This window comes from Methanococcoides sp. NM1 (assembly GCF_900774285.1).
Lineage (GTDB): Archaea > Halobacteriota > Methanosarcinia > Methanosarcinales > Methanosarcinaceae > Methanococcoides > Methanococcoides vulcani.
Window position 1 is genome coordinate 135,279 of the sequence record NZ_CAAGTW010000008.1, and the last position, 9,377, is coordinate 144,655.

Annotated in this window: 12 protein-coding genes; 7 read left to right on the forward strand and 5 right to left on the reverse strand. The window is 45.4% G+C overall.

Annotated features, from left to right (window positions below):
- Window positions 1-67: 67 nt before the first annotated feature.
- Window positions 68-877: a sugar phosphate isomerase/epimerase gene (locus E7X56_RS09440; RefSeq protein WP_135606508.1), complete on the forward strand. Its 810-nt coding sequence runs from the start codon at window positions 68-70 to the stop codon at window positions 875-877.
- A 78-nt stretch (window positions 878-955) separates the two neighbouring features.
- Here E7X56_RS09440 and E7X56_RS09445 read toward each other — a convergent pair whose 3' ends face one another.
- The 3 genes from E7X56_RS09445 to E7X56_RS09455 are packed head-to-tail and all read right to left on the reverse strand — an operon-like array spanning window position 956 to window position 2,087.
- Window positions 956-1,366 (reverse strand): universal stress protein, encoded by a 411-nt coding sequence (locus E7X56_RS09445; protein ID WP_135606509.1) that lies wholly within the window; start codon window positions 1,364-1,366, stop codon window positions 956-958.
- Between the two features lie 32 nt (window positions 1,367-1,398).
- A complete protein-coding gene (locus E7X56_RS09450) occupies window positions 1,399-1,647 on the reverse strand; it encodes a DUF2318 domain-containing protein (RefSeq protein WP_167879504.1) in 249 nt (82 codons plus the stop codon).
- An 8-nt stretch (window positions 1,648-1,655) separates the two neighbouring features.
- Entirely contained in the window at window positions 1,656-2,087 is a 432-nt protein-coding gene (locus tag E7X56_RS09455) for a hypothetical protein (RefSeq protein ID WP_135606511.1), read from the reverse strand.
- A gap of 126 nt (window positions 2,088-2,213) precedes the next feature.
- On the opposite strand from E7X56_RS09455, the gene E7X56_RS09460 reads away from it, so the two are divergent.
- The 6 genes from E7X56_RS09460 to E7X56_RS09485 all read left to right on the forward strand — a co-directional run bounded on the left by E7X56_RS09460 (window position 2,214) and on the right by E7X56_RS09485 (window position 8,367).
- Window positions 2,214-2,678 carry a DUF5806 family protein gene (locus tag E7X56_RS09460; protein WP_135606512.1) on the forward strand — a complete coding sequence of 155 codons (465 nt, stop codon included), beginning with the start codon at window positions 2,214-2,216 and terminating at the stop codon, window positions 2,676-2,678.
- A 564-nt stretch (window positions 2,679-3,242) separates the two neighbouring features.
- Window positions 3,243-4,508 (forward strand): UbiD family decarboxylase, encoded by a 1,266-nt coding sequence (locus E7X56_RS09465; RefSeq protein WP_135606513.1) that lies wholly within the window; start codon window positions 3,243-3,245, stop codon window positions 4,506-4,508.
- Window positions 4,509-4,526: 18 nt separating this feature from the next.
- On the forward strand, window positions 4,527-5,714 hold the full coding sequence (locus tag E7X56_RS09470; protein ID WP_135606514.1) for an aconitase X catalytic domain-containing protein: 1,188 nt from the start codon (window positions 4,527-4,529) through the stop codon (window positions 5,712-5,714).
- Window positions 5,701-6,114 carry a DUF126 domain-containing protein gene (locus tag E7X56_RS09475; protein WP_135606515.1) on the forward strand — a complete coding sequence of 138 codons (414 nt, stop codon included), beginning with the start codon at window positions 5,701-5,703 and terminating at the stop codon, window positions 6,112-6,114. The genes E7X56_RS09470 and E7X56_RS09475 overlap by 14 nt, the downstream gene beginning before the upstream one ends.
- A gap of 18 nt (window positions 6,115-6,132) precedes the next feature.
- Window positions 6,133-7,251 (forward strand): site-2 protease family protein, encoded by a 1,119-nt coding sequence (locus tag E7X56_RS09480; RefSeq protein WP_135606516.1) that lies wholly within the window; start codon window positions 6,133-6,135, stop codon window positions 7,249-7,251.
- Between the two features lie 9 nt (window positions 7,252-7,260).
- Window positions 7,261-8,367, forward strand: a complete 1,107-nt coding sequence (locus E7X56_RS09485; RefSeq protein WP_135606517.1) for a TIGR04013 family B12-binding domain/radical SAM domain-containing protein — start codon at window positions 7,261-7,263, stop codon at window positions 8,365-8,367.
- A 6-nt stretch (window positions 8,368-8,373) separates the two neighbouring features.
- On the opposite strand, the gene E7X56_RS09490 is transcribed toward E7X56_RS09485, so the two are convergent.
- Together E7X56_RS09490 and E7X56_RS09495 are read right to left on the reverse strand one after the other, a co-directional pair.
- On the reverse strand, window positions 8,374-9,075 hold the full coding sequence (locus tag E7X56_RS09490) for a YkgJ family cysteine cluster protein (RefSeq protein ID WP_135606518.1): 702 nt from the start codon (window positions 9,073-9,075) through the stop codon (window positions 8,374-8,376).
- A gap of 151 nt (window positions 9,076-9,226) precedes the next feature.
- Window positions 9,227-9,377: zinc ribbon domain-containing protein (locus E7X56_RS09495; RefSeq protein WP_167879505.1), on the reverse strand; the 151-nt coding region annotated here is incomplete at its 5' end.

The following is a 9,377-nucleotide window of genomic DNA, read 5'->3' on the forward strand; positions in this document are numbered from 1 at the left end:
GATAAGGATTTTGGTTGTTCGTTCCAGACCAAAATAGTTATTAAAGCCCATTTTCGTTATAATTGATATGATGATAGGTGCGTCTTCCTTTGCAGGTGGGCTAAGGGAACTGGATGGTCATGTACAGTCAGTTGAGCTTTATATGCCAAAACTTGGTGTCTATGAAGGTTCAAAACTTCAAAAGGGCAGGCTGGAAATGATCCTGGATGAGCTTTCAACATGTGACCTTCAAACATCCATGCATGCACACTATTTTGCGGATGTACCCACGTATCCTAAAGAACTTGTTGTGGACACTGCTTCAATGGACAAAACACACTTCTCCTTGATGGAGGAATGTATAGGACTTGCAGGAGAACTTGGTACAAAAGCTGTGGTACTCCATCCCGGAAGGGTCGGTGATGACAGGGAAAGATCACTGGGCAGGATGGTCTCCAATCTCAGGCAGCTTGCTGCATTTGCATCTGACAACAATGTAATGCTCGGACTTGAGAACAAGGAAGCGACCGATCCGGGGAATCTTTGCTGTGAGGCAGAAGAACTGTTAAGGGTGGTCGATGCTGTGGATTCTCCAAACCTTGGTGTTACCTTCGATGTAGGGCACGCAAATCTGACCTGCGGCGGTAATCCTGAAAAACTGGCTGATTTTGTGAATGCCATCTCGGAACACGTGGTCCACGTACACTTACACGATAACTACGGTTTCTGGACTTCCAATTATGACGGTGATGAACACATGGCACCCGGAAGCGGTACAATTGATTATTCGGTCCTGGAAGGACTCAAAGAATACAATGGGATATTCAATCTGGAAGTGTTCTCCCTGGATGATGTTCTTGCCGGGAAAAAAGTGATAGATAAATACGTGAGGCCGTAAAAAGTTAGTTTAAGTTATGATCTTTAAAGAACTGTGTTAAATAACGGTGAGTGTCACAATGATTCATTCTTTAGAACTTTATATCTTGTAATCAGGTGGCACTACAAGAACAAGGATGTCGGACATCTGAAGTACTTTCTGTGTGACAGAACCCATTATCTTCTTGATACCGGTCTGCCCGCGTGTCCCAATGATTATCCTGTCAACTTTATGGATCCTGGCAGTTTTGACTATCTTTTCCGGCGCATTGCCATCCACGATTTCGGCATGAAGCTTTGATTCTTCACATCCCATTGAGATCAGTTCCTCTTTTATGGAACTGATGACCTGTTCTGCACCGGTTTCACGCCAGGTCTTTCTTCCAAGCCCTTTATCTTCGACCACATGGACTATTACTATCTCTGCATTATGTTTCGTTGCGATCCTGCCCGCAACTTTTGCTGCGTTCCTTGAATATGTGGAACCGTCCGTGGGTAGTAATAGTTTCATATAATTTTGGGTTAGCATTGAATGTATTTAAGTTATTGGATTTTACATTCATAGTAATTTCTTCCGAATGTTCCTCGGCATCTGTCACAAATAAGAATGTCATTGTCAAGGCTAAAACCAATTGATCCGCAGGGAGGGCAAACATTATATCGGACCATGATATCGTCCCCAAGCCTGTAAGCCATGACTGCTATCTCCCCGGTTGTTGTTTTCACTTTGAAGTGCGTATTTATCTTTTCATCTATGGTCTGAACAGGGATCACAACCGTATTATCGATCACCTGTGGTTCTATCCATGTCGCAGTAACAGGGATCGTCGAGGTTGTTGCCTGTGCATCATTATCAAGACATCCGGCAGTATCTCTTCTATCTGCCGGCTCATTTCCGATACCGGACAATCATTACATAGGGCACGGATCTCGATACTGCTGACCTTGCCTTCCTTGTCAAGAAGTTTCTGCGAGACCAGAAGAGGCATTATAATATAGCCATCTTCTTCCCCGCCTGTACTCTCAATAATACCTTTTACTTCAAGATCCATAACAATTCCATTTCTTTCAAGCGCAAGGGTCGATCCGGTGGCAAGTCCAAGCGGAGTTGCGATATCCTGTCCCAGTAGAATTTCCATGCCTTCTGGATCAGAAAGCCATTCCCCGTTTATATTCCACCATGATCTGAGTATCTTCTCTTTTGAAATTGATCTCATCTCATTGTGACTCATAATATGTGATTGAAAATAATTTTATACGCTTCTAATATCTCCTTTATTGTGCTAAAGTTAAAGCACCACGAGAAAGTATTTATCTGGTTGCAATACAATTGTATTGTCGGCCATTGAGGGGACTAAATGAACAAATACGAGAAATTCACAAAACTGGAGCATAAGAGCTATTCAGATGTAACACGCTTCCTGAAACAGACCACTCATCTGACTGCACGTGAATGGATCATTGCCCGTTTATGCGCAGACTTCAAGAATCTTTCAAACCGTTCCGAAATGACCTGGATCGGTCAGAACCTGCCTGATCTGGTCCCATTCGTGGATGAGCCGTACACAAGGCAGGAGGTCTCTAATGCACATGCTGCTTTCAAGCATAAGGTCCAGCGCAGTGGAACAACCTTCTTTTATGCCTATTATGCCGGACTTATCAGTAAAGAGGAAATGATCCTGATCATCCATAAGATCGTGACAGACCTCCAAAAACTGATCGAGACCGAGAATGGGGAAGTGTCCGATGAGCATGTGACAGATGTGCAAATGTTGGTTGCAGAAGCGTTACATAGGATCAATGAGTCTCTTGATCTTGATTGATGTGCTGTCCACCATTCATTGCAAAGTATATTATCATTTTAAATAAGGTTTATTATCCAAACCCATTATTATTTATGCTATGACCCTTTCTATGGTTTGTGTTACAATCGCTCCCATCTCACTTCCTTTCCATCTGATTTCCAACCAATTCATCTTAGATGGGAGCACCTCCTGTTTCTAATCACAAATTTTGTAAGTGTTAAATGGTTTTCATGTTTTTCACTTCAAAAAATTGTCCGTACTTACTATATAGGTCGTTAGATGTCGATATCGTTCAGATGCGCTGATCTCTGATTACATCAACTTATCCATTAACATAATATAAATTAGCTAAAAGCATTACTATTTATACTATAATGCGTTTCTATGTGTAGTTCTATGTGTTGTCTTCCAACAGCTCCCATCAGTCTTCCTTTAGTTCTGATTTCCAAACCCATTTTCATCGCCGATGGGAGCAACTCCTTTTTCTGAAAGCAGCTTTCTTTTTTATGCACTTATAAAGAACTGAACGTAAAAAAGACGACAATGTATTTATCGAGAGACCCTTTTTACTATATCGATACAATGAGTTTCAGAGATTTTATCGATCATCTAAGGGCAAGCGACAGGCTTGTTGAGATCACTGATCCTGTTTCGAAGGTCTTCGAAGCACCAAGACTTGCAAAGAAGAGCAATGGTCCTATACTTTTCCACGACATTGACGGACAGAAGGCCATCATGAACCTTCTTGGTTCAAGGGATGAGCTTGCTGATATGTTCGGTGTGCCAAAGGATGGTATTATCCGGAGGCTTTCTGAAGTTCGCCCGGATGGGGACGTGAAAATAGTAGACTCCTCTCCGACACAGGAGGTCATAACTGAGGATGTTGACCTTTCAAAGCTGCCCCTTATGACACACTTTGAGAAGGACGGCGGACCTTACATCACTGCAGGTATTGTGGTTTCTGAGTACGACGGGATGATGAATGCATCTATCCACAGGCTCATGATAGTAGGAAAGGACAAACTGGCTGCACGCCTTGTTCCACCGCGGCATAGCTTCGTCCTGCACAAGAAGGCATCCGAGAACAATGAACCACTGCCAGTGGCAATAGTCCTTGGTGCAGACCCTGTCATTACTTTTGCGTCCACTACCCGAGTGCCTGCAGGAAAAGAGTTCGAATATGCATCAGCTCTTCGCGGTGCTCCTGTGGAACTGTTCGAATGTGAGAATGGTATCAAAGTGCCGCATGCAGAGATCATACTCGAAGGTTACATCGACCCTGTGGAAAGGGTGGATGAAGGTCCTTTCGTGGACATTACAGGAACATACGACCTTGTGCGCAAGGAGCCGGTGATCCGTATCACAAAGGTAATGCACAGACGTGACCCTATCTATCATGGCATACTGCCAGCAGGTCCGGAACATCTTCTCATGATGGGCGTGCCCTATGAGCCTAAGATATACAATGCTGTCTCAGAGGTAACTACTGTAAAGAACGTAGTACTCACCGAAGGCGGTTGCTGCTACCTGCATGCTGTTGTCCAGATCGAAAAGCAGACCGAAGGTGATGCCAAGAATGCTATTATGGCGGCATTTGCAGCGCACACAAGTCTCAAGCATGTTGTAATTGTGGACGAGGACATTGACATCTTCGATATGCAGGATGTGGAATTTGCTATTGCAACACGTGTGAAGGGTGATTCTGATATGATGATCATACCGAACGTTCGCGGCAGTTCACTTGATCCCAGAGGCGCACCGGATGGCACTACTACCAAGGTCGGTATCGATGCCACGAAAGTGCTTGCAGAGAAAGAGAATTTTGAACGTGCGAAGATGCCAGAGTGAATCTTAAGCGGATGTAACATGTATCTTACAAAAGAAGAAGAACGGACCTTGAATGGTGAGGACGGGGAAACCTTGCAGAAAGCAATGGAGATCCTTGTCGCACTTGGTGATATCTATGGTGCGGACAGTTTGATCCCTGTCAAGAGCGCACAGATAGCAGGAGTTTCCTATAAGACCATAGGGGATGCGGGTCTTGAATGGATATCTGATCTTAATGGCAAGGTAAAAGTGCCTTCCATCCTGAACCCGGCGGGCATGGATATGCAGCGCTGGCGCGACATGGGCATTGAGCCGGATTTTGCTGAGAAGCAGGTGGAGGTCATCAAGGCATACGAAAGTCTTGGTATCCGTTCCATGTGCACATGCACACCATATTATCTTGAAGGTTTTTCAGTCACCTATGGTGACCATCTGGCATGGAGTGAATCCTCTGCTGTATCCTATGCAAATTCAGTGATAGGCGCACGCACAAACCGTGAAGGTGGTCCGTCTGCACTTTCCGCAGCACTTGTGGGCAAGACAGCGAACTATGGTTACCATCTTGATGAGAATCGTGTGCCCACAGTTTCCGTGACCGTGGAATGTGAACTATCAGGTTCTGATTACGGTGCACTGGGCTATCTTGCAGGAAAAGAAGTTGGTAACAGGGTCCCTATTTTCTACATGGCCTCCACTCCGTCATCAGATAACCTCAAGGCACTGGGTGCAGCAATGGCAGCATCCGGAGCAGTTGCATTGTATCACGTGGAGGACATAACACCTGAAGCACAAAAGGTCGGTTTTGCGAACCCCGAAGAAAGGATCGTGATCGAACGCAGCCAGATAGATGAGGTCTACGAAGAAGTCATCGGAGGAACCGATGAGCTGGAGTGCGATATTGCGGCAGTTGGCTGTCCACATTGTTCGGTGGATGAGCTGGAGGACATTGCCCGGCTTCTGGAAGGAAAAGGAATTGAGAAGGAACTATGGGTATGTACTTCAAGGGAAGTTGCCGAGAAGAACGCTGAACTTGTTAAGCAGATTGAGCAGAGTGGAGCAAAAGTACTCTGTGACACATGCATGGTCGTGTCTCCTGCTACGGAAGGACATAATTGCATGATGGTGAACTCAGGAAAAGCGCTCGCATATGTTCCGGGAATGTGCAAGGTTGCCGCAAAGATCGGTAGTCTTGAAGAATGTATCAAAAAGGTAGGTGGTGACAATTAAGATCAAATGTCGTACTATCTCAAGGGGTGTCGCAGAAGGTGAGGTACTCCTGTCAGCTGATGCTCTCTCATTTTTAGGTAATGTTGATCCAAAGACCGGGGTGGTTGTTGACCCTTCACATTCCATTTACGGTCAGTGCATCAAGGACAAGATCCTGGTATTCCCTCATGGAAAAGGTTCAACTGTTGGCTCCTATGTGATCTACCAGCTAAAAAAGAACAATGTTGCTCCGGCAGGCATGATCAATATAGATTCAGAACCGATAGTGGCAGTTGGTGCTATCATATCAGATATTCCTCTTGTGGACAGGCTGGAAGAGGACCCATATAAGGTCCTTTCAGACGGTGATCATATCAGGGTAGATGGCAGCAATGGCTACATTGACATCCCGGATAAGTGAAATCATTAGTGTGACATAATGGAAAAAAACGACTCTCATCCCGGGCATCTGGACGATCAACAAATAGAAGCTTTGGTCATGGACCTTTACGGGGATGTCCATCCCTTTTTTAAGGTCTATGAAGTGGGATATGTTGATGGGGACATATACTTCTATGGCGTTCCAACCGCGGATAAGCGGATCATTAACAATAGCTTATGGGGCAAATTTGCAGCAAAAGGATATCGTCTTGCTCTGGTGTCCGAGCTTGGTGAGGATGTGCTGATCGCATCTCCTATTCATGATGTTCCCGAACGCATCTGGATCAATGTGGTGCTGGCAATAGCTACTGTATTCACAACCATGTTCGCCGGTGCAGCAATGTTCGGGGTGGATATATTCAGCGAACCTTCCGGTTTCATAAAAGGCCTGCCTTTCACCCTGGCAATAATGTTCGTATTGGGTTCCCATGAGATGGGACACTATATAGCTGCAAAGATGCATGGTATGCGAACCTCGCTTCCGTATTTCATTCCCTTTCCTACTTTTATCGGAACCATGGGCGCCGTTATAAAACACAGGGGTATCATCCCTAACCGCAGGGCATTGTTCGATGTGGCAGTTGCAGGTCCGCTTGTGGGTATTGTGGCATCTGTGATCGTGACTTTCATAGGTCTTTCACTGCCACCGGTTGAGTTTCCTGCTGATCCTGGAATGATCATGATCGATATCCAGACTCCTCTGCTGTTCGATTCGATAACTAAGATCATGGGCAGTACCTCCGAAATGATGCATCCGGTTGCATTTGCAGGATGGGTGGGCATGCTGGTAACTGTTCTTAACCTGTTGCCATCAGGGCAGCTTGATGGCGGTCATATCATGCGTGCCATGCTGGGTGAGCGTGCCAGGAAAGTATCCCTCATGATGCCGATGGTATTGGGTGCTCTTGCGTTGTATGTGATCTTCGTTCTCGAGCAAAATGGAGGGATCTGGCTGTTCTGGTCATTCTTCCTTTTACTCTTTGCTCTGGCCGGTCATCCAAAACCTTTAAATGATGAAATATTACTTGACAACAAAAGGATGGCACTTGGAATTCTCACTTTTATACTGGGGATCCTGTGTTTCACATTGGTGCCGTTAACTCTGGTTATGACTTGAGGGAGATGTATGGATATTTGTTTTAGGTGGATGCAGAAGAACACTTACAGCCTTGCATCACTTGTACCTCTTGTTCCCGGGAACATGATTGTGAAGCAACCTCATGATGGTATCATGATATACAGCTTTGCCACAAAACGGAAAGAAGATGTATTCGCAGAAGTCGACGATTCATCCACCGACTCCATTTACATTGCAGGAGGTCCCCATCCATCCGGTTCTGTGGAGGATACCCTTGAGCATTTCGATTATGTTGTTATCGGGGAAGGGGAGGAAACGCTTCCGGAACTTGTAAGGACACTTCTTAGCGGAAACAGTCCTTCTGATGTAAAGGGGATCGCATATCGAAAAAACGGTAATGTGGTGTACACTGAAAAACGTGAACCTGTGAACCTTGATGCTTATCCATGCTTTGATCCGGAAGGCATACGTGCTCCCATCGAGATTAGCAGGGGATGCCCGTGGCGATGCAAATACTGCCAGACACCCCGATTATTTGGCAACCGAATGAGGCACAGGAGCATTGATTCCATTCTGAGGTTCGCGAAACACTACAGCGACCTGCGCTTTACCTCGTCGAATGCTTTTGCTTATGGAGGCGATGGAGTCCATCCACGTTTTGATAAGGTGGAGAAACTTCTGTCTCAGCTACATTCAATGGAAGGTAAAAAGATATATTTCGGTACCTTTCCCTCAGAGATCCGACCGGAATTCACAACTCATGAAGGTCTGGACCTGATAGACAGGTACTGCACCAACAGAACGATCAGCATGGGTGCACAATCCGGCAGTGACAGGATATTGAAAGAAATGCTTCGCGGCCATACTTCGGATGATGTTACGGTTGCAGTTGAACGCTGCTTTGAGCATGAAATAACCCCGATCGTGGATTTCATCTTTGGTTTTCCGGATGAGCGTGATGAGGATCAGCAGAGTACACTTGAACAGATCAAATGGATATGCCGCAAAGGTGGAAAAGTAAGGGCTCATTACCTGACCCCGCTGCCATCCACTCCTTATGAGAACATAGTTCCGTCGGCTATCAGTGACCCGGTCCACAAGGTACTGGGAAGAATGGCAAGGGATGGCAAGCTCAACGGCAACTGGGATAAATAAAATCATTCAGCCATTAGCGGATATTCGTGAAAGTTCGATTTCGTCCTTATAATATACGTAAACTTCGATCTCTTCGCCTCTGGCAAAAGCACGCATCTTCCTGTCATAGACCGATTTGACATGGCGAAGCCCGTTCTTTTTGAAGTGCTCCCTTACCTTCCGGAAGAACCTGATCTGTTGGCGAAGGTATGCTTCCTCATAAGCCTTTGTGTCTGCAGCTATCTTTTCAGCTTCATCTTCCGATATTTCGGAGTGGTAACACCCGTGCTCGTTAAGTCCGGATATCTGTCTCCAGTCAAGGTTTCCTTCCTCATCCGTTTCCCTGTGGAGCATGTAAGGGTAAAGCCGGCATATAGTGAGCCTTCTGTCATACATGGTACATCTTTTGCCCTCAAGCATGACACAGCTTCCATCTTCCTTTGTTCTCAGTGCATATCCTGAAACATAGAATCGCCCGTTCTGGTCGCAGAACTCGTAATAAGGTGCAGGTTTGATAAGGCCTGGATCAATGCTTTTAATGAACTCTGTATCCTTGTCGAGCAGGAACACATGGTCGTTGAACTCTTTAGTACAGCATCTTGCACAGAGGTCACATTCGAACCCTACTTCCTTGATGATATCGATCAGCTTCTCATCAGGGTATGCAAGCATTGCCTCAAGTTCCTTCTTTGTATCCTTGATCTGTTCGTCTATAGAATTAACTTCCATCACCTTTTGCTGTTCTGTATGTAATATCCAGTTTCGACATTAAGATACTTCGGTAGTGAACTACTCCGCCCTTACGGACGGAGCTTCCTGTTTCATTCTTTGAACTTCTGTTCACAAGTCCACAGGCTCTTCCCGTAGTTCCTACGGTGCTTCAAATTCCAATTAGATTTTGTTTATCAAGTGCAAGTTCCTTGATATTGGTTGCAGCATTGATATCTCTATCGTGATTTGTGTTACAATCCGGACAAATCCACTCTCTATCAGCCAATGTTATTTCTTTGTTGTAATAGCCACAAACATTA

What these genes read in the sequence shown, in the direction of transcription:
- E7X56_RS09455 (WP_135606511.1), bottom strand. Translation starts at nt 2,087, where the DNA reads ATGAGTCACAATGAGATGAGATCAATTTCAAAAGAGAAGATACTCAGA.
- E7X56_RS09480 (WP_135606516.1), top strand. Translation starts at nt 6,133, where the DNA reads ATGGAAAAAAACGACTCTCATCCCGGGCATCTGGACGATCAACAAATA.
- E7X56_RS09470 (WP_135606514.1), top strand. Translation starts at nt 4,527, where the DNA reads ATGTATCTTACAAAAGAAGAAGAACGGACCTTGAATGGTGAGGACGGG.
- E7X56_RS09465 (WP_135606513.1), top strand. Translation starts at nt 3,243, where the DNA reads ATGAGTTTCAGAGATTTTATCGATCATCTAAGGGCAAGCGACAGGCTT.
- E7X56_RS09445 (WP_135606509.1), bottom strand. Translation starts at nt 1,366, where the DNA reads ATGAAACTATTACTACCCACGGACGGTTCCACATATTCAAGGAACGCA.
- E7X56_RS09460 (WP_135606512.1), top strand. Translation starts at nt 2,214, where the DNA reads ATGAACAAATACGAGAAATTCACAAAACTGGAGCATAAGAGCTATTCA.
- E7X56_RS09490 (WP_135606518.1), bottom strand. Translation starts at nt 9,075, where the DNA reads ATGGAAGTTAATTCTATAGACGAACAGATCAAGGATACAAAGAAGGAA.
- E7X56_RS09440 (WP_135606508.1), top strand. Translation starts at nt 68, where the DNA reads ATGATGATAGGTGCGTCTTCCTTTGCAGGTGGGCTAAGGGAACTGGAT.
- E7X56_RS09485 (WP_135606517.1), top strand. Translation starts at nt 7,261, where the DNA reads ATGGATATTTGTTTTAGGTGGATGCAGAAGAACACTTACAGCCTTGCA.